Source organism: Streptomyces sp. NBC_01257, from assembly GCF_035917255.1.
Classification (GTDB): Bacteria; Actinomycetota; Actinomycetes; order Streptomycetales; family Streptomycetaceae; genus Streptomyces.
Map to the genome: position 1 here is coordinate 35,636 of NZ_CP108472.1, position 18,744 is coordinate 54,379.

General features: G+C 68.6%; 14 protein-coding genes. 7 read left to right on the forward strand and 7 right to left on the reverse strand.

Annotated features, from left to right (window positions below):
• Positions 1-59: 59 nt before the first annotated feature.
• The 3 genes from OG408_RS00175 to OG408_RS00185 are packed head-to-tail and all read right to left on the reverse strand — an operon-like array spanning position 60 to position 2,781.
• Positions 60-767, reverse strand: a complete 708-nt coding sequence (locus tag OG408_RS00175) for a maleylpyruvate isomerase family mycothiol-dependent enzyme (RefSeq protein WP_326667242.1) — start codon at positions 765-767, stop codon at positions 60-62.
• Positions 767-1,615: a fumarylacetoacetate hydrolase family protein gene (locus tag OG408_RS00180; RefSeq protein WP_285572723.1), complete on the reverse strand. Its 849-nt coding sequence runs from the start codon at positions 1,613-1,615 to the stop codon at positions 767-769. The genes OG408_RS00175 and OG408_RS00180 overlap by 1 nt, the downstream gene beginning before the upstream one ends.
• Positions 1,612-2,781: a cupin domain-containing protein gene (locus OG408_RS00185; RefSeq protein ID WP_285572721.1), complete on the reverse strand. Its 1,170-nt coding sequence runs from the start codon at positions 2,779-2,781 to the stop codon at positions 1,612-1,614. The genes OG408_RS00180 and OG408_RS00185 overlap by 4 nt, the downstream gene beginning before the upstream one ends.
• A 112-nt stretch (positions 2,782-2,893) precedes the next feature.
• Here OG408_RS00185 and OG408_RS00190 point away from each other — a divergent pair, with 112 nt between their 5' ends.
• Positions 2,894-3,670: an IclR family transcriptional regulator gene (locus OG408_RS00190; protein ID WP_285572718.1), complete on the forward strand. Its 777-nt coding sequence runs from the start codon at positions 2,894-2,896 to the stop codon at positions 3,668-3,670.
• A gap of 361 nt (positions 3,671-4,031) precedes the next feature.
• Positions 4,032-5,648: an MFS transporter gene (locus OG408_RS00195; RefSeq protein ID WP_326667246.1), complete on the forward strand. Its 1,617-nt coding sequence runs from the start codon at positions 4,032-4,034 to the stop codon at positions 5,646-5,648.
• A 63-nt stretch (positions 5,649-5,711) separates the two neighbouring features.
• Here OG408_RS00195 and OG408_RS00200 read toward each other — a convergent pair whose 3' ends face one another.
• A complete protein-coding gene (locus OG408_RS00200) occupies positions 5,712-6,668 on the reverse strand; it encodes a sugar ABC transporter substrate-binding protein (protein ID WP_326667248.1) in 957 nt (318 codons plus the stop codon).
• A gap of 235 nt (positions 6,669-6,903) precedes the next feature.
• Here OG408_RS00200 and OG408_RS00205 point away from each other — a divergent pair, with 235 nt between their 5' ends.
• The 5 genes from OG408_RS00205 (at position 6,904) to OG408_RS00225 (ending at position 11,503) form a co-directional block, all read left to right on the forward strand.
• Positions 6,904-8,142: a hypothetical protein gene (locus tag OG408_RS00205; RefSeq protein WP_326667250.1), complete on the forward strand. Its 1,239-nt coding sequence runs from the start codon at positions 6,904-6,906 to the stop codon at positions 8,140-8,142.
• A gap of 12 nt (positions 8,143-8,154) precedes the next feature.
• Positions 8,155-8,703, forward strand: coding sequence for a hypothetical protein (locus OG408_RS00210; protein ID WP_326667252.1), 549 nt, complete (start codon positions 8,155-8,157; stop codon positions 8,701-8,703).
• Positions 8,700-9,014, forward strand: coding sequence for an NAD(P)-binding domain-containing protein (locus OG408_RS40080; protein ID WP_405401101.1), 315 nt, complete (start codon positions 8,700-8,702; stop codon positions 9,012-9,014). Before OG408_RS00210 ends, OG408_RS40080 begins: the two co-directional genes overlap by 4 nt.
• A gap of 203 nt (positions 9,015-9,217) precedes the next feature.
• Positions 9,218-9,691 (forward strand): MarR family winged helix-turn-helix transcriptional regulator, encoded by a 474-nt coding sequence (locus OG408_RS00220; protein WP_285574683.1) that lies wholly within the window; start codon positions 9,218-9,220, stop codon positions 9,689-9,691.
• A gap of 219 nt (positions 9,692-9,910) precedes the next feature.
• Positions 9,911-11,503, forward strand: coding sequence for an MFS transporter (locus tag OG408_RS00225; RefSeq protein ID WP_326667255.1), 1,593 nt, complete (start codon positions 9,911-9,913; stop codon positions 11,501-11,503).
• Positions 11,504-11,791: 288 nt separating this feature from the next.
• Here the strand turns inward: OG408_RS00225 and OG408_RS00230 are convergent, their stop codons facing one another.
• The 3 genes from OG408_RS00230 to OG408_RS00240 form a co-directional block, all read right to left on the reverse strand.
• Positions 11,792-14,266, reverse strand: coding sequence for a glycoside hydrolase family 3 protein (locus OG408_RS00230; RefSeq protein WP_326667258.1), 2,475 nt, complete (start codon positions 14,264-14,266; stop codon positions 11,792-11,794).
• A gap of 913 nt (positions 14,267-15,179) precedes the next feature.
• Complete coding sequence (locus tag OG408_RS00235; RefSeq protein ID WP_442805985.1) at positions 15,180-17,750, reverse strand: family 78 glycoside hydrolase catalytic domain; 2,571 nt, start codon at positions 17,748-17,750, stop codon at positions 15,180-15,182.
• 81 nt (positions 17,751-17,831) lie between these two features.
• On the reverse strand, positions 17,832-18,740 hold the full coding sequence (locus OG408_RS00240; RefSeq protein ID WP_285574468.1) for a carbohydrate ABC transporter permease: 909 nt from the start codon (positions 18,738-18,740) through the stop codon (positions 17,832-17,834).
• Positions 18,741-18,744: the final 4 nt, after the last annotated feature.

The window sequence follows — 18,744 nt, forward strand, 5'->3', positions numbered from 1 at the left end:
TCGCGTACGGGCTGCAGAAGTACGGGCTGCAGAAGGGGGTGCGCTGCCGGTCCGGCGGCTCAGAGCCAGCGGGCCAGGGCGGGCACGGGCCCGCCGTCCGGTGCGGTCAGCGCGTGCGCGCGCCCGGTGAGGTAGGCCGTGATCTCGTGGAGGCCGCCGACGATGACCGTCGGCTCACCTTCCCCGGGGAGCTTCCAGAAGGCGCCGGTGCCGGTCGCCTCCAGAACCAGCGCCGGCCCGCCGTCCTTGGCGCGCTTGGCGACGACGTCGTCGCAGAGTGCGGCGAGGAAGCCGGCCGGCAGGTCGGCGAAGGACGGTCCGGTGCCCAGGTCGACCGCGTGGACGCACACCTCGCGGGCGCGCATCCAGGGCAGTTCGGTGGCGGGCACGGTACGGCCCTGTGCGGTCACGACCGGGGACTGCCACTGCTCCTTATCGAGAGCGGCCGTTGACCGGGCCAGTTCCTCGGCGGAGCCGCGCAGCCACGCGGTCAGTTCGGCGGCCGGCATCCCGGCGCCCCGCTCGATGCCGGCGGCACGCTCCTCGGGGGAGGCGTACATCGGTGTGCGTTCGCCGGTGGCGGCCCAGTGGACGAGGTTGCCCAGGGCATCGGCGTTGGCGGCGACGTGCGCGACCAGGTGCTTGCGGGTCCAGACCGGCAGGGTGCTCGGCTCGTCCAGGGCATCGGCACCGAGGTCCGCCGCCTGGACGAACAGGGTGGTGCCGAGCTGCGCCCAGCTACGGGCTTCTTCGAACGTACGGGACATCAGGCGGACTTCTCCTTGACGACGCGGTTCTCCAGCCGGCCGAGGCCGTCGATCTCGGCGACGACGCTCTCGCCGCCCAGCAGGTAGCGCCCCGGCTTGCGGGCGTGCCCGACACCGCCCGGGGTGCCGGTGGCGATGATGTCGCCGGGGTTGAGGCGGGTGATCGTCGAGACGTACTCCACCAGCGCGACCGGGTCGAAGAGCAGGTCGGCCGTGGTGTCGGACTGCATGACCTCGCCGTCCACGGTCAGCCGGACGTCGAGCGCGGGGCGTACGCCGCCCGGCAGTTCGTCGGGGGTGACCAGGAAGGGGCCGACCGGGGTGCTGGAGTCCCACATCTTGCCCTGCAGCCACTCACGGGTACGGAACTGCCAGTCCCGGCAGGTGATGTCGTTCAGGACGGTGAACCCGGCGATCGCCTGCTCGGCCTCCTCGCCCCGGGCGCGGCGCACACGCTTGCCGATGACCACGGCGAGCTCCACCTCCCAGTCGAACTGCTCGGTCTCGTCCGGCCGGAGGATGTCGTCTCCGGCGCCGATGAGGGAGTCGGCGAACTTCGCGAACAGGGTGGGGTGCTCGGGCAGGTCCCGGCCCATCTCCGTGATGTGGGTGCGGTAGTTCAGCCCGACGCAGATCACCTTCGAGGGCTGCGGGACGACGGGGGCGTACTCGGCGCCTCCCGCGGGGTACGTCGCGGAGTTCCCGGCGGTGGCCGCGGCGGCGTGCCCGGCCCAGTCGTCCCGGCCGAGGAGGGTGCCCACGTCCGGGACGCCGAGGTCGATCAGGACGTCGCCGTCGAGCCGGACGGCCTTCGTGGTGCCGTCGGTACGGAGGGTGGCGAGCTTCATCGGGTGGTTCCTTCCACATGGGTACGGTCGAGCCGGAGGGCTTCGAAGATCGGGGAGTCGCTGAAGCGGAACAGGTCCAGGGCGCCGGAGTCGGAGTCCGTGGCGCCGGCCTCGGATCGCACGGACAGGGGCTGCCAGGAGGGGACGACGAACAGGTCACCGCGTGTCACCGTCCAGGACTTCTCCCCGACGGTGACGGTGCCGGAGCCGTCGAAGACCTGGTAGACCGACGAGCCGGTCTCGCGGACCGGGGCGGTTTCCGCGCCGCGCACGACGCGGTGCATCTCGGCGCGGATGGTGGGCAGCACATCGGCGCCGGTCGCCGGGTCGGTGAACCGTACGGCGGCGTGGCCGGCCTCGACGGTGCCGGTGAAACCCTCCGCCTCCAGGGCGAGCTGGTCGCCGAGTGCGCGGTCGGTGTGCTCCCAGCGGTACGCCAGCAGGGGCGAGCCGGGGGCCGGTGCGGTGGCGGAGACCGGGCGCAGGCCGGGGTGTCCCCACAGCCGTTCGGCGCGCGAGCGGTCGGGGGTCGTGCGCTCGGCCTCGCTGACCGCGTCGCGGCCGAACTCGAAGAACTGGGTCTCGTTCGCGTACTGGAACGGGATGTCGAGGCCGTCGATCCAGGCCATCGGCTCGGTGGTGGCGTTGTGGTGCGCGTGCATGTTCCAGCCGGCCTGCGGCAGGAAGTCGCCGCGCCGCATGGCCACCGGATCGCCGCCGACGACCGTCCACACGCCCTCGCCCTCGACGACGAAGCGGAACGCGTGCTGGGTGTGGCGGTGCTCGGGGGCGTCCTCCCCCGGCATGAGGTACTGGATGGCGGCCCAGAGGGTGGGGGTCGCGAACGGCCGGCCTCCGAGGGAGGGGTTGGCCAGCGCGATGGCCCGGCGCTCGCCGCCGCGCCCGACCGGGACGATCTCGCCGGCCTGTGCCGCGAGCTCCCGCAACCGTTCCCAGCGCCACACGTGCGGGACCGCACGCGAGCGTGGATGGGCCGGCATCAGGTCGCCGATCTCGGTCCACAGCGGGACGAGGAGTTCCTGTTCGAAGCCCCGGTACAGCTCTTCGAGCTCCGGGGTGACCGTGGGCTGGTCCGCTGCGGAAACGGCCTGCAGCCGGACGGGCGAGCCCGTCGCGATGTCTGGGGCGGGGGAGGACTGAGTCACGGGCTCAGCGTGCGTCGTGTTCGCAGACAAGACATGTAGATTCTGGAGGGCAGAACCAACGCTCGCCGGGCGTGGAACAGCCACCGCGTCCGGGCCGCATCCGGAGGCACCCGTGGACAAGCCGCTCAAGACGCCGCCGCCGTATCCCATCGCGAGCGTCGACCACGCCCTGCGGGCGGCGGCTCTGCTGCAACTGGAGGGCGCGGCGACCGTCTCGCAGATCGCCGAACGGCTGGGGGTCGCCCGGTCCACCGCCCACCGGCTCCTGGCGATGCTCGTCTACCGGGACTTCGCCGTGCAGGACGAGAACCGCGTCTACCGCGCGGGCCCCGTCCTCGAACTCGCGGCGCACTCGCAGTCCCAGGTCTCCCGGCTGCGGGCCGCCGCCCTCCCCCACCTGCACCGGCTGGTCGGCCTCCTGGACGAGACCGCGAATCTCACCATCCGTACGGGGGACACGGCGAGGTTCATCGCCAGTATCGAGAGCCGGCAGGCGCTGCGGGTCGGATCCCGGGAGGGGATGGTGTTCGCGGCCCACCGCACCACCGCCGGGCTGCTCCTCCTCTCGGGCCTCGACGACGCCGAACTGGCGGAGATCTACTCCGCCGCGCGCTACCGCGACCGCCCCGCGGACCGTCCGGACCTCGCACGGTTGCGGAACGAGCTGACGCGCATCGGCCGCAACGGTTTCGCCGTGAACCAGGAGCGCTCCGAGCGCGGGCTCGTCGCGGTGGGTGTCCCGGTGCGCGACCGGGACGGGACCGCACAGGCGGGTCTGTCGGTGTCGATGCCCAGCGTGCGCTACGACTCCCACGAGCTTCCTTCACTGGTCGCCACCCTCAACGCCGCGGCACGCGCGGTGGAAGCGGATCTGGCCGCGGGGTACTGATCCGGCCGTCCGGACAGCTCCCACCACAGCCTCGACCTACATCGAGGCTATTCACTTGAGTCTACGAACATTTCATTGACACGGCGTATGGCCAAGTGTCATTCTCCACGACACCGCGCCGGATTCGAGCTGTGTCTCCTTCCCCCTCAACCGTGAGCACGGCAGCGTCCGGCACCACCTGTCCGCACGGAACGGACCCGCGGCACCCGACGACAACCTCGTCGGCCTGCCCGGGGTCCGGGGTCCCTGCGCGACCGGTGAGCGACGGAACCCTCCCCCCTCCCCTCGCTACGGCCGTCGGCCGGAGCCCGTCCCGCCCGACGACGGCGGGGCACTCACCTTCCCAGCCAGGGAGAAAGCAATGACGCTGAACAAAGGGACAACGACGTCCCACGGCCCAACCGCGGGGGCTGCCCGGAAGCCGGGCTACGCGGGAACGCTGGCTGCCACCAGCTGTGCGGTGTTCGTGGCGCAGGTCGCCAACGCACTGCCGGCTTCCCTCAACGGACTGTTCCAGGAGGACCTCAACACCCACGGCTCCCAACTGACCTGGATCACCTCGGCCTTCATGATCGCGGTGGTCTGCTTCGAGTTCACCTTCGGTGTGCTCGGTGACCGCTTCGGCCGCAAGAAGCTGATCACCGCCGGTGCGGCCCTCATCGCCGTCGGCAGCACCGTGGCCGCGGTCGCGCCCAGCGTGCAGGTCCTCTGGATCGGCGCCGCGATCAACGGTCTCGGCGCCGGCGCCCTGTTCCCCGGCTCGCTCACCATGCTCGCGTCGGTCACGCGCAACCCCCGGGAACGGGCCCAGGCCGTCGCGCTGTGGAGCGGGTTCCTGTCCGCCGGCGCGGCCGTCTCCCCCCTGATCGGCGGGGCCTTCGCCAAGGTCGGTTCCTGGCGTGGCTCCTTCTGGGTGCTGGTCGCGCTCGCCGCGCTGAGCATCGTGCTCACACTCTCGCTGACCACCGAGTCCAAGGCGTCCAAGCACCGCGAACTCGACGTCCCGGGCCAGATCACCTTCGCCCTCGGTCTCATCCTGGTGCTGTACGCCGCCGTGGAAGGACCCGAGTCGGGGTGGACGACCCTTCCCGTCATGCTCTCCGGCATGCTCGGCCTGGTCTTCCTCGCCGGTTTCGTCCTGGTCGAAGTGGGCGCCGCGTCCCCGATCTTCGACCTGACCCTGTTCAGGAACCGGGCCTTCGCGGTGTCGTCCGCCGTCGCGGTGATCGGCATGCTCGCCTTCCTCGGCGCATGCTTCGCGACGAGCATGTGGCTCGGACCCATCCAGCACCAGGACCCGCTGCGGGTCGCCGTCCCGTTCCTGCTGCTCCAGGGGCCCGCCTTCGTCCTGATCCCGGTCGTCTCCCGGCTGCTGCACCGGGTCGCCCCGACCTGGTTGCTGACCTCGGGCTTCCTCCTGATGGCGGTCGGCTGTTTCCTCTGCACCCGGCTCGACGTCAGCGACCTCGACCTGAGCGCCTTCGTGGTGCCCGACCTGCTCATCGGCGTCGGCTTCGCGCTGTGCGTGAGCTCGGTGACGGCCGTGGCCCTGGACAGCGTGCCGCCGCATCTGGCCGGCATGGCGAGTGCGACGACCAACATGCTCCGCGATCTCGGATTCGCGCTCGGCCCGGTCGTCGTCGGGGCCGTCGCCCTGTCAAAGGCGGCCTCGGCGTTCTCGTCGAAGCTGGGCGGGGCGGACCTGCCCGCCGAGCACCTCGGAGCCGCGCGCGGGATCGCCGCAGAGGGCGGACCGATCGCCGTGAACAGCCTGCCGCCCGGCACCCCGGGATCGGCGGCGCACGATCTGGCCCTCGACGCACTGGGCAGCGGCTTCGGAAACGCCTTCCTGATCTGCGGCATAGCCGCCGCCGTGGCAGCGGTCCTGACCGCCGTCGGCATGATCGGCGTCAAACCCCACCGCTCCCCCGCCGAGCCTTCTGCCGAGGCCGCCGCCACCGCGCCGGTGACGGTGTAGCGGCAGCCGTCCGAGGGCCGGTTCTCCGCGCATCTGCGGAGACCCGGCCCTCAGAGGCGGACGCTACGGGGCGCAGTACTGCGACGCCTCGTCCAGATTCTCCTTCGTGATCAGAGTGAGAGGGATCCGGGCGATCTTGTCGGCCCTCTTCTCGTCGTCGAGCCGGGCGACGGCGTTCCGCACCGCTGTCTCGCCGATCACCTGCGGCGAGTTGGCCACGGTGGCGGAGAACCGGCCGTCCTTGACGGCCGTCAGCGCCTTGTCCGTACCGTTCTCGGTCACGATCCTGACGTCCTTCGCACCGGCCTCGTCGAACGCCTTGCGTACCGCGAAGGCCATCTCCTCGTTGGCGACGAAGGCGTAGTCGAGACCCGGGTGGGCCTGGATCATGTTCTCCGCGACGGACTGGGCCTCGACGGGGTTGAACATCCCCGGCTGGTTCGCCACGACCTTCGCGTTCGCGGGCAGGGCTTCGGCGAAGCCCGCCACCATCAGATCGGACGCGGCGCCGGGCGCCCGTGCCACGATGCCCACATCGACCGGCTTCCCGCCGGCGTCCTTCCTGATCCAGCCGGCGTCCAGGGCGCCCAGCTTCCCGAGGTCGACCACCGCCGCGCCGAGGATGCCGTCGACCTCGTCGGTGGCGACCGACGTAAGGAAGATGGGTACGTTCGCGGCGGCGGCCTTCGCTATGTCCCCTTCGAGCGCGTCGACGTTGACCGTCTGCACGACCAGCACGTCGACGTCGCGGGAGATCATGTCCTCGATGTTGGACAGTTCCTTGCCGGGGTCCATCCTGGAGTTGGCGAGGTAGACCTTCACCCCGGCTGTCTTCGCCGTCGTCTCGACGGCTTTCTGCAGACACATGGCGAACTCGCTGGTGTCTCCGTTGACGAAGCCGAGCGTGACGAAGCCGTCGCTCGCACTGTCGGCTCCGGCACCGCATCCGCTCAGCACGATCGTGGCGCCCAGGGCGACCGCGGCAGCCGGGCCCGGTCGGAGACGGGCAGGGAAGGGCATGGTGAACCGCCTTTGTTCTCGGGTGGGGTGGCGCCGGCACAGGAAGCCGGCGCCGGACGACCGGGGCTCACATGGGCTGGACCATCGTCTCCAGGACGTGCTGGGTCAGGCCGGCGTGGTCGAAGTCCGGGTGCCGGGAGGGGTCCATCTCGTACTCGCCGATCTGCACCGACGACTCCACGACAAGCCGGCACCGCTCGTAGCGGGCCTCGGTGTACTGGGCGAACGCCTCCTCATGGCTGCTGTGGGCCGCCAGACACCGGGCGAGGACGACACGACAGTCACGGCCAACGCGGTCGTGGTCAGCATGCGGACCCCCTACCAGCGGAGGGCTGCAGCTGGTGACCCCAGCGCGCAGGCGACACTGAACAACTCGGCGTACTGGGCTGGGGTCCACAGCGCCCTGCGAGAAATGGCCAAGCCGAGCTGGCCGGCCAACACCGAGCACATCCGCCACAACGCCTACGTCACCACCCGTGCAGCGCAGCACCCCTCCGAAGTCGAAAACGTCCCCTTCGAGTTGTCCCGCGGCCGTCGCATCGACAGCGCAGCGGTGGCAAGGGAGCTTGCAGTCATCGGAGCGATCATCAACACCCCCGGCCGGGTTGAGAAGTTCAGGTTCACACCGTCGTCTCCGGATTCGTCGCCCTACTGGCTCCAGCCCCAGGACTTCGGAGACCCCCTGACTGCCGAGATCTGGGATGCACTCGTCACTGGGCCCGACCCCGCGATCGCACTTCCCGCAGCCAGCGATCCCCGGCTCACGACGGAGCAACGAGCCACGGCGATGATCCAGCACATCACCACCCGGCTCGCCTACAACGATCACCACCGCTCAACTGCCAGTCCGGAGGCCAAAGCACGCCTTGACGCCAACGCTCACCAGACCATCGCCACTCTCCTGGCTCGAGCGACCGCTCCGGACTACAGCCCCAACCCCGACAACGCGGCCCAATACGCTGTCACCTTCATCCTCGAGCCGAGCATTCCCGCCGCCGTCGAGGATCTGGCAGGCCACGTCCGCGACTACGGTCTGGCCGATACCTCCCTGGACCAGGTGGCCCTCGAACTCGACATCGTCGAGTACGCCCTGGATCAACTTGCCGAGCGCCTTGACGAAGCACCCCGCACCCTTGCCGGCTACGGCCCTCCCGACCAGATCTCCGAACCGGCACCCGATCACACTCCGGGTCCGGGTTACGCCTCCCGGCCCATGGAGCGGCGCGTCCTGATCTCGCTCATGCAGAATCCAGGGCAGTTGCACACGGGCGGCCCCACTCGGTCGCTGGCCGAGCAGGACTTCACGCAGCCCGAGCACCGATTTCTGTTCAAGGCCATCCAGTCACTACCACCGAATGCCGCGCAGGACCCATGGCTACTGAACAACCAGGCCCAAAAGTTGGCCCGATACGACGGCGCCCCGCCGCTGGACTTTGCTGAGACGTCGTTTCTTATGGCTGTCAGAGCGACATGAGAGTCTCCTGGTATGAGCTACGAGCTTGTTGTCTGGGAAGGCGAGAGGCCGACGGATGACAAGACCGCGGGCCGAATCCTCAGCGGCCTGTACGACCGCTACATCGACAGCGAGGTTGGAGAGCCTCCTTCCGAACGCACAGCGACCTACGTGGCTGCGTTGCTTGAGCGGTGGTGCGACCTCACCGAGGACGTGGAGGACGCCTCGCCCTGGTCAACCGGGCCGTTGATCCGCGAAGCCAGTGGTCCGCTGATCTACTTCCCCATGCGCTGGAGCATGGCCGAGGAGGCGTCCGCGTACGTGGCGGCCGTGGCGGGGCCCCGCCCCTCTGCTCACCTGCACGGCTCTGGCCTTTGCCCACCCCCGGGACGGCACGAGAGCGGCAACGCCGGTACGCCGCGAACGCACAAGGCGAACACGACGAGCGGCGCTCTCTTCAGCAAGGCCGTCATCGCCTACTCACACCACCGCGTCCGCGGCCGGCCCGCAGCCCCGGTGGCGCCGCAAGGCCAAGCCCCGGAACCCCAGTCACCGAAACCGGGGTTCCGTTCCGGACATTGAGTTTCACCAAGAAGATCGGCATTCTTGGCACTGGGGACATCGACAAGACGTTGACCAGGCGGTTGAGCGCGGCCGGGCACGAGGTAAAGGCGGCCAATCCGCGCGGCCCGGCGACGATCGCGGCGGACGGGCTGGCTTCGGGCGGGCGCGCAGTGCCAGAAATGGGAGCGCATGATCGCCTTCACCGCCCAGGGCCGGACATCGCCATCACCTACGTGGTGACCCGCCCCCGGCACACCGCAATCGCCGACTCTAAGTCATGCCCACCGACCAAGCCTGACCACGTCGTATCGGACAGTCAGCCACCATAAGGCCGGTCGCCTGAGCATCGCCGCAAAGTTCTACGAGGTCGCCTTCGAACCCCTTCTACAGCCGCGTCAGCACTGCTGTAGACGCCGCCACCGCCGGTCCACATTCGCGCAGCCGGCATCGGTCTCACCTGCTGCGAAGGTCTCCCGTGACCGAAAGTTAGATATCTTGACATAGCTATATCTGCATACCTAGAGTCGCAGTTATGCCCCGCCCCACCAGGTTCGTACAGGACGTCGACCACGTAGCCGCCGAGCTCGTGTCGTGCCTGCCCGCGCTGGCCCGGGCCGTGGAGCGGCAGATCGGACCGCACGTCGAGCACCCCAAGCCGTCCGAGGCGCAGATCGCCCTGCTCCGTCACGTCGAGGCCAACGACGGAGCGACGGTGCGCAGGGCGGCCGAGGCCTTGCTGATGAAGCCGAACAACGTGAGCGCGCTGGTGACCCAGCTGACCGAGCAGGGCCTGCTGGAGCGCCGGCCGGACCCTGCCGACAAGCGCATCGCTCACCTGCACCTCACCTCGACCTCGCGGCAGCAGCTCACCGAGGTCCAGAACCTGATGAGCGGCCTGGTCGCCGAGGCGCTCCAGACCATGACCGAAGGTGAACTGGACGCTCTCGGCTCGGCACTGGGCGCGCTGCACGCGCTCAACGACCGCCTGCATCCCCTCAGCCACTGACACGCGCAGCCGACGTCCCGGACTCTTCGCGGACTGTCGCGCCCGTAGTCGTGCGAGTGGCACGAACCGTTTCCGTGTGCCGACGGGATGACACCTCTCCTCCCCTGCGTCCGGCCTTCCTCAGGCCCCGGACGCCGCTTCGTCATGCGCGGACGCGTGGTCCCGTCCGCGCACGACACCCAACACACACCCCCTTACTCACGAAGGACAGACACCTTCATGCCCTCCGACGTCCTGAACTCCCCAGCTCCGCCTGCGCGTCCGGTCCATGAGGACCAGCCGCGCGGACACCGCGCGAACCCGTGGCTGACACTCGTCGCCGTCGCCTTCGGCCTCTTCATGGTCGGCCTCGACGGCTCGGTCGTCTCGATCGCCAACCCGGAGATCGGCCGGGACCTCAACGCCTCCACGGCCGACCTCCAATGGGTCACCAACAGCTACCTGCTAGCCCTCGCCGCCGCGCTGATCCTCGGCGGCAAGCTCGGCGACCGTTTCGGCCGCCGCACCTTCTATCTCGTAGGAGTCGCGGGATTCACCGTCGCCTCCGTGGCCATCGGCCTCTCCGGATCCATCGAAGGAGTCATCGCGTTCCGCGCGCTCCAGGGCTTCTTCGGCGCGCTGCTGATGCCCAACACCCTGGGCATGCTGCGCGCCGTCTTCCCGCCGAAGAAGTTCGGCATGGCGGTCGGCATCTGGGCCATGGTGTCCTCCGTCTCCACCGCGCTCGGTCCAATCGTGGGCGGCCTGCTCGTCGAGCACGTCAACTGGGAGTCGGTCTTCTACATCAACGCGCCCATCGGCGTCCTCGCGCTCGTCTTCAGCATCATCGTGCTGCCGCAGAGCAGGAACACCAGCGCCACAGATGAGAAGTTCGACATCCCGGGTGTCGCCCTGCTGGCGCTCGGCCTTCTCGCGGTTGTCTTCGGCGTCGTCAAGGGCGAGACCTGGGGCTGGACTTCGGCCGGCACGCTGGGGACCATCATCGCCGGCGTACTGATCCTGCTGCTGTTCGGCCGGTACGAGACACGGGTCGCGCACCCCCTGCTGCCCATGCGTCTGTTCCGGAACCCGGCGCTGACCATCGGGACCGTCATCACCGCGCTGAACTTCTTCGTCCTGCTCGGCATGATCTTCTTCGTGATGCTGTACCTGCAGAACGTGCGGGGCTTCACTCCTGTCCAGGCCGGTATCCGCACCCTGCCTCTGAGCCTCGCTTCGGTCGTGGCGTCGCCCCTGGGCGCCGCGCTCACCCAGAAATTCGGCCCCCGGCTCACGATGCCGCTGGGTATGGCGCTCCAGGCCGTCGCCTGCTTCGCAATGCTCGGATGGGGTGCGGACTCGTCCTACACCGCGATGTGGCCCCCGTTCATCGCGCTCGGACTGGGCGTCGGCATGGTGATGGCGTCGTCCTCCGACGCGATCGTCGGGAACGCACCCGTCAAGGACGGCGGGGTCGCCGGCGGCCTCCAGGCGACGGCGCTGCAGATAGGCGGCGCGCTGGGCACGTCCGTTCTGATTTCCCTGATCAGCAGCCGCGTCGGCTCGACCCTGACCGGCGAGCTGACCTCGTCCGGGGTACCCGCCGATGCGGCCCACGGGCTGAGCGAGGCGAAGGACGCCGTGGCAATGGGCGTCGCGCCGGTCTCCGACAGGATGCCGGCACAGCTCAGGTCCGCGGTCGTGGAGGGAAGCCACGACGCCTTCATGAACGGCGTACACACCGCCGTGCTCGTCTCGGGCCTGCTGTGCCTGCTGGGTGCCCTGCTCGCCGTGGTCGGTGTACGGCGCAGCCCCGAGACGACCGGTCACTGAGAGGCAGGACCGAACGGCCCGGCCGGGTGACGCAGTAGGGAGACACGCCTCCTCGCGCCCGGCCGGGCCCACCCCCGCTGCAGCGTGGGCGCCGTCTCGAGCCGCGCATCGGCGACGGTTCGGCCATCACAAGCTTCGAGCTTCCGGGCGGCTGCCGATATATCCGACGTCGCACTGCCCTTCCGGTCGTCACGCTCAGGGCTTCGGTCTACTGTCGACCACAACCGGCAGCAGACCGAAGCCCGCCGAAAAGCGACTCACGTGGAATCCGACGAGCTCAATAGGGCCTCAGCTGATGGTGACAACCCGCTGTACAGCCAGGCTTCGCGAGGACCGGCCGGCGTGGACTGTGTAGGAGCCGGGGGTGAGTTTCCAGGCGCCGGCAGTCCACACCGACAGGTCGCGGGCAGAAACGCTGAGGGTGATCCGAGTGCTGGCACCGGGAGCAAGCGTGACCTTGCGGAAGCCGATCAGTCGCCGTGGCTCGGCCTGGGCGCCGGCAGGCAGCCCCGCGTAGAGCTGCACGACTTCGGTACCTGCGCGGGAACCTGAGTTGGTGAGGGTGACGGCGGCAGTGAGCGTCTTGGTCGCTGTGTTGTAGGACGTTTCCAGGGAGCCGAGGTTGAAGGTGGTGTAGGAGAGGCCATGGCCGAAGGGGAAGAGCGGGCTCTGGTTCTTCGCGTCGTAGTAGCGGTAGCCGACCAGGTGCCCCTCACTGTGGGAGACAGTGGAGCCATTGCCCGGGTAGGTGGCCGGTGTCGCCCCGGGTCCCTGGGACGCCGTGACGGGGAACGTGACCGGAAGACGGCCCGAAGGGTCGGCGTCACCGAAGAGGATGGCGGCGAGGGCCGTTCCGGTGGCGCGTCCCGCATACCAGAGCTGGATGACCGCTTCGACATCGTTGATCCACGGCATGGAGACGGGGCCGTCGGTGTTCAGGACGACGATGGTGCGGGGGTTGGCTGCTGCGACGTCGGCGATGAGCTTGTTCTGGTCGCCCGGCAGGTCGAGGGAACCGTGGTCCATGTCCTCGCCCGCGACCCTGTTCACGATGACGACCGCGGCGTCGCAGGCCCGTGCTGCGGCTACCGCGTCGGGTATGAGGGACTTCGGCTGCCAGCCGAGGGTGAGACCGCAGGTGCCGGTATCGGCGGTGCTGTTGCTGTAATCGATGCTGACACTCACCGCCTTCCCGGCGGTGAGATCGATGGTGCCCTGGAGCGGATAGTCGTACGGCCCGAGGAAGAACCGGCGGCTGTGCCGGGTGCCGGAGATGACCGTCTTGCCGTTGATGACGAGCTTGGTGGTACCTGAGGGCAGCAGCGAGAAACGGTGCAGGCCGGTGGTGGTCGGCGTGAGGGTGCCACTCCAGCGGGCCGACCACACGGCGGGCAGACCGGCCACGGGCGCACTGGTGAAATCGACACCGGCACTGACCTGTGTGGCGACGGGAGTACCGGACGGTTCGGCTGCGGCGTAGAAGCTACCGGTGAGCCCTGCCGCACCAGAGGCCGTGCGCAGCACCGTCGCCGGGACGGCGGTGAGGGGGATGTCTCCGACGGATCCCTCGCGGTAGGTGACGGCGACCCCGGCGCCGGCGCGGTCCTTGATGGCCGCCAGCGGGGTGGCCCAGGCACCAGGGGTGACGTAGCTGGAGCCGGAGACTCCTGTCAGGGCGGTGTCGCCCGCGGGGCCGATGACCGCAAGGGACTTGATGGCGGAGGTCAGCGGGAGGGCTTGGCCGCGGTTGGTGAGCAGGACCGCGGAGTTGACGGCGAGGGCATGAGCGAGGTCCTTATGGGCCTGGGTGCTGACGTCCGCGGCGGGCGCCGGTACGGGGTGGTCGAACAGGCCGTTGGCGTACATGGTGTTGAGGATGCGCAGGGCCGCGTCGTCCAGGCGGGCCGTGGGGACGCTGCCATCGACGAGGCCGCCGACAGGTATCTTCACGCCACCGGGGCCGAGACCGCCGAGGTCCATGCCTGCCCTGACGGCTCCCACAGGATCATCGCCGGCCCAGAAGTCGGGGACGGTGTAGCCCTCCAGACCGATGGTCTTCTTGAGGTCGTTGAACAGCGCGGGGCTCTGCGTGGCGAACGTACCGTTGATCTTGGGGTAGGCCATCATCACCGAGGTGACGGGCACGGTGGCGATGATGCGCTCGAAAGCAGCGTGGTAGATCTCGTGCAGGGCCCGGTCGGAGAGCTGCGCGTCGAAGAAGAAGCGGTTGACTTCCTGGGTGTACGCACTGAAGTGCTTGACGGTGGCGACAACATGTTGTTCCTGTATGCCTCGGGTGAGCGCTGCGCCCAGGGTCCCAGCCAGGAGAGGGTCCTCACCCATGCCCTCGGCCTGTCGGCCGAAGTGCCAGGTGCGGGCGGTGTCGACGGTAGGGCCGAGAAGGTTGTTGTAACCCTTGGCCCGTCCTTCGGTGCCCAGAGCCGTGCCGAGCCGGCCAGCGAGGTCGGCATCGAATGTCGCGGCCTGGGCCATGGGGACGGGGAAGGCGGTGACGCCGGTCTCCCCACGCAGTCCTGCCGAGGCGTCCACCATGGTCAGGGCCGGGATTCCGAGAGAGCTCAGGGCCGCGAAGTCGCATCGGACGAGGGCCTCCTTCTGTGCGGCGGTCATCCTCGCCAGCAGGGCGACGGCCCTGCTGTCGGGGGCTGTATCCGCGGTGCGACGGGGCGCGGAAGCGGCCGGTGCGATGCCGGAAGCCAGAGCGGTCAGGACGGCGGCGGAGAGAAACGTACGACGATTCATGGCGGCTCTTCCATGAGGAAAAAGGGCAGGACAGAACAGCGCTGTGCGATGCTCGCAGCTGTCACCGCGCATTGCTGGGGTGGGGTAACTCAGGGGATACATCGGGCAGAGTCGACGCTCGCGGCCCGACCCTCTCGGGATACCTCATTCAGGGCGACAGGGGCGCCCTTGATATCGGTGCTGCCAGAGAACATCTTCTGGATCTTCAGCGCCCGGCAGAGCGAATGGCCACAGCCTGGTACTTTCCTTCAGGCTGGCAATCGGGCCACCCCTGATACATATTCCGTTGATTACGGGACTGAGTGGGCGTTCTTTCTCAGCACTCCGGCTACGGACAGAGCGACTGCCGGATCACCTCCGCCCGAAGCCGCACCGACCATCAGCGCAAGACGGCGACGGACAATGAACTTTCATGTTCACAGCGGCTCTCCCGGACGAAAGTGGCAGCTTCTGAACGAGCCGCCGTGGGGGGCGGGGCCGGCCGAGCAGTCAGGTGCTCGGCCGGCCCCAGTTCGAGGAGGTCGGAACCTCGGTGGGACACACGTGCGTACAGAAATGCACTGCCACTTCATTCGAGACAATCAACGCCGCGTACCGCGGCATGCGATTTCGGTGTTCAGAGACAACCACCCGTGAAGCGTTTCAACCAACGAAGGGAAACTATTGCCTATCACCCCTTCGGGTCAACCCTCAAGCAACACTCACTTCAAGAAACTCACGGTCGGAACGACCAAGACTTTCCAGTTGGATCGCTTTAAAATTTCAATTGAAAGCTTACGCGTGCGCTCTTTATCGACGCAGTAAATGGACGTCATCCACATGGCAAATACAGATGCGTTCATCGAACCCGGAAACCGCAAAGCCCGGCGCATTGAAGCGTGCACCGGGCCTGCAGTAGCTGATGAAACGGGGGTCAGGCTGCCTTTGTCACGAGTTCCACCGTGCTGAGGACATGCTTGCCCGGCCCCAGGACGACCGGCGTGCAGCCGGGCAGTTCTGCGGTTGCCTCACAACCCTCCGGTACGACGAGGTGGGCTGTCAGCCCCGCGGCTGTCTGCTCCCACGACAAAGACACCGAGCCGTAGGGAGTCTCGTGCCGGGTACGGGCCGAAGTGATGCCGCCACCGGGACGCGGACGGAAGGCGATCCTCCGGTATCCGGGGGCCGTGGCGGTAATGCCGCCCACCACGCGGTGGAGCCAGTCGGCGACGGCCCCGAGGGCGTAGTGGTTGAACGACGTCATACCTCCGGGGTTGAGGGTGCCGTCGGGGCGAAGGCTGTCCCAGCGTTCCCAGATCGTCGTGGCGCCCATGTCCACGGTGTACAGCCATGAGGGGCACTGGGTCTGGAGGAGCAGCCGGTAGGCGATATCGAGGTGTCCCGAATCGGTGAGGGCGTCACAGATCAGTGGGGTGCCGACGAAGCCGGTTGCAATGCGGGCGTCGTCCTCGATGACCAGCTGGGCCAGACGGTCACCGGCCGGCTGCCTTTGCGGCGGGGCCAGCAGGTCGAAGGCGAGCGCGATGGCGTAGGCAGTGGGGCTGTCACTGCTTATGCGCCCCGATGCAAGGACGTAGCGGCGGCGGAAGGCGTTGGCGGCCTCGTCGGCCAGCGTGCTGTACCGCTGGGCGTCCGTGCCATCGCCCAATGCGGCTGCCGCCAGCGCGAGGTGACGGGCGGAGTGGGCGAAGTAGGCGGTAGCGACGAGGTAACGGTCGGTGCGGCCGGCGGCTGGGTCCTCGGGTGGTGCGGCAGGGTCGAGCCAGTCCCCCAGTTGGAAGCCGGTGTCCCACAGTCGGGTCGGCCCAGCGAGGCTTTCGACGAGGTCGACCCACTTCTTGGCCATGGGGTAGTGCCTGCGCAGGAGATCAAGGTCTCCGAAGCGCTGGTAGAGCGTCCAGGGAGTGAGTGTGGCAACGTCGCCCCAGGCGGCCCCGGGGTGGATCGGCGTCCACATGGGCTCGCCCGGGATGACGGGCACGTACCAGGGAATCGTTCCGTCGGGGAGTTGCTCCAGGCCGACGTCGGTGAGCCAGGAGTCGAGCATGCCCGAGCAGTCGTACAAGTAGCTTGCCGTGGGGGCGAATACTTGGATGTCGCCGGTCCAGCCGAGGCGTTCGTCGCGCTGGGGGCAGTCGGTGGGGATGTCGACGAAGTTGCCGCGCATGCTCCACACGACGTTCTCGTGCAGCCGGTTGACCAGCGGGTCGCTGCACTCGAACCAGCCGGTGCGACGCATGTCGGTGTGGTACACCCGGGCGGTCACCATCTCGGCGCTCAGGTCTGCCGTCCAACCGCTGACTTCGGCGTAGCGGAAGCCGTGGAGGGTGAAGCGCGGCTCCCAGGTGAGCGGGCCCCCTCCGGAGAGGATCAGAGTGTCGGTGGCGTATGCCTCGCGCAGCGGCCGGGTGGCCAGTTCGCCCTCCTGCAGGACTTCGGCGTGCCGGAGGCTGACGACGGTGCCGGCCGGGCCGTCGAGGGTGATACCGAGACGGCCGACGAGGTTCTGCCCGAAGTCGAGCAAGTGGCGGTCCTCGCCGGTGCGAGTCACCTCGACCGGTGCGATCCTCTCGGTGCAGCGCACCGGCGGTCCCGTCGGGGCGACGAGGGTGCCGAGGTCACGGCTGTGGGTGCGCACTGGGGTCCACTCCCCCGCAGCGGCGCCGGGAGGGGTGGCCCAGTCGGGATCGTGCAGTCGGGCGTCGAACGTCTCGCCCTCGTACAGTCCGCTGGTCAGGATCGGTCCGGGCGCGGCCTTCCAGGTCCGGTCCGTGGCGATCGTGACCGTGGTGCCGTCCTCGTACGTCACCTCCAGCTGGGCGATGAGGGATTGGTCGGTGCCGTAGATGTTGCGGGTGCCGCCGTCGAAGCCGTACTTGCCGCGGTACCAGCCGTCGCCGAGCCACGCGCCGATGGCGTTGGCGCCTTCGGCGAGGTGGCTGGTGACGTCGTGCGTGCGGTAGCGCAGACGGTGCGGGTAGACGGTCCAGCCCGGAGCCAGGGTCTCGTCGCCGACGCGGCGTCCGTTGATCTCGGCCTCGTACAGGCCGTGTGCGGTGATGTAGAGACGGGCGTGTGCCACCGTCCGGTCGATCCGGAAGTCTTTGCGGACGCGGGCCGGACGGCGGGCGGCTTCCGGGTCCTCGGTCCAGGCGGCGCCCACCGGGGCTGCCTGCCAGTCGGCGGCGTCGAGCAGGCCCGCCTCTACCGCACTCAGGGCGCTCCAGCGCGAGGGCTCACTCGCTTCCGTCGTCCAGACGCGGACACGGACGGTCGCTCGTTCACGGGAGTTCAGCGGATCACCGGGCCAGGCCACCAACACTTGGTCTCTCGCGGCAACGCGACCGGTGCGGTCGATGCGGCCGGCTCGGGCGACTTCGAGTTCGTACGCTTCCTGGGACCCGCCGCCTGCCGGCAAGGTCCACGTCAGACGGGGGGCGGGGACGCCGATGCCGAGGCCGTCCGGCAGGTGTTCGAAGGACACCGGGCAGGGCTGAGGGGGGAGCAAGGAAAGCCTTTCTTCACGTGCGCGGGAGCGGGTCGAGCGGGCTGCGAGCAGCCGGTCTCAGCCCTTGACCGCTCCCGAGGTCAGGCCCTTCATGACCTTCTGGTTGAGGAAGAGGTAGATCAGGAGGGTGCCGAAGACGTTGATGCAGATCGCGGCGAACAGCGGACCGTATTGTGTGGCACCGAAGTCGCCGGTGAAGTTGAGCAGGCCGACCTGGATGGTGCGCAGGTCCTGGTTGTTGGTGAAGGTCAGCGCGATGAGCAGGTCGTTCCAGATGAAGAAGAACTGCACTAGGCCGACAGTGAGCAGGGCGTTGCGGACCATGGGCACGCTGATGGTCCAGAAGGCGCGCAGGATGCCCGCGCCGTCGATGGTGGCCGCTTCGAACAGTTCGCGGGGAACGGTCCGGTAGTAGGTGGCCATCATGAAGACGGTCAGGGGCAGGCCCGTGCCGGTGTAGGTGAGGATCAACGGCCACAACGTGCCGGACAGGCCGGTCTGGAAGTACACGGTGAACAGCGGCAGGAGGATCATCTGCGGGGGAACCATCATGCCTGCGAGGAAGACGAGAAGGGTGAGGCTGCGGCCCTTCCACACCATGATCTGCAGGGCGAATCCCGCGGCCGTGCCCAGGAGCAGCATGAGTGCCAGTGCGGGCAGGACGGCCAGGAGGCTGTTCTGGACGTACAGCCCGAGATGGCCGGTGGTCCATGCCTCGGTGTAGTTGCCCCACTCCCACGTGGTGGGCAGGCTCCAGGTGGAGTTGTTGAGGTAGTCGTCATTGGACTTCAGGGAGGTCAGGAGCATCCAGATCAGTGGGTAGATCTCGACGACCAGCAGCAGGGTGACGACGATCTTCACCCACAGCCTGCGCGGCGCCCTGGCCCGCCGGACGGGACCGGCGGAAGCGGACGGCCCTCGGCTCCGGCGGCCTGCGGAGGCCTTCACAGGTGTGTCGATGGCCATGTGC

Excerpts from the sequence above, each read along its gene's own strand:
- OG408_RS00175 (WP_326667242.1), bottom strand. The coding sequence starts at position 767 with ATGTCCCGTACGTTCGAAGAAGCCCGTAGCTGGGCGCAGCTCGGCACC.
- OG408_RS00180 (WP_285572723.1), bottom strand. The coding sequence starts at position 1,615 with ATGAAGCTCGCCACCCTCCGTACCGACGGCACCACGAAGGCCGTCCGG.
- OG408_RS00195 (WP_326667246.1), top strand. The coding sequence starts at position 4,032 with ATGACGCTGAACAAAGGGACAACGACGTCCCACGGCCCAACCGCGGGG.
- OG408_RS00200 (WP_326667248.1), bottom strand. The coding sequence starts at position 6,668 with ATGCCCTTCCCTGCCCGTCTCCGACCGGGCCCGGCTGCCGCGGTCGCC.
- OG408_RS00205 (WP_326667250.1), top strand. The coding sequence starts at position 6,904 with ATGGCTGCTGTGGGCCGCCAGACACCGGGCGAGGACGACACGACAGTC.
- OG408_RS00210 (WP_326667252.1), top strand. The coding sequence starts at position 8,155 with ATGAGCTACGAGCTTGTTGTCTGGGAAGGCGAGAGGCCGACGGATGAC.
- OG408_RS00220 (WP_285574683.1), top strand. The coding sequence starts at position 9,218 with ATGCCCCGCCCCACCAGGTTCGTACAGGACGTCGACCACGTAGCCGCC.
- OG408_RS00225 (WP_326667255.1), top strand. The coding sequence starts at position 9,911 with ATGCCCTCCGACGTCCTGAACTCCCCAGCTCCGCCTGCGCGTCCGGTC.
- OG408_RS00230 (WP_326667258.1), bottom strand. The coding sequence starts at position 14,266 with ATGAATCGTCGTACGTTTCTCTCCGCCGCCGTCCTGACCGCTCTGGCT.
- OG408_RS00240 (WP_285574468.1), bottom strand. The coding sequence starts at position 18,740 with ATGGCCATCGACACACCTGTGAAGGCCTCCGCAGGCCGCCGGAGCCGA.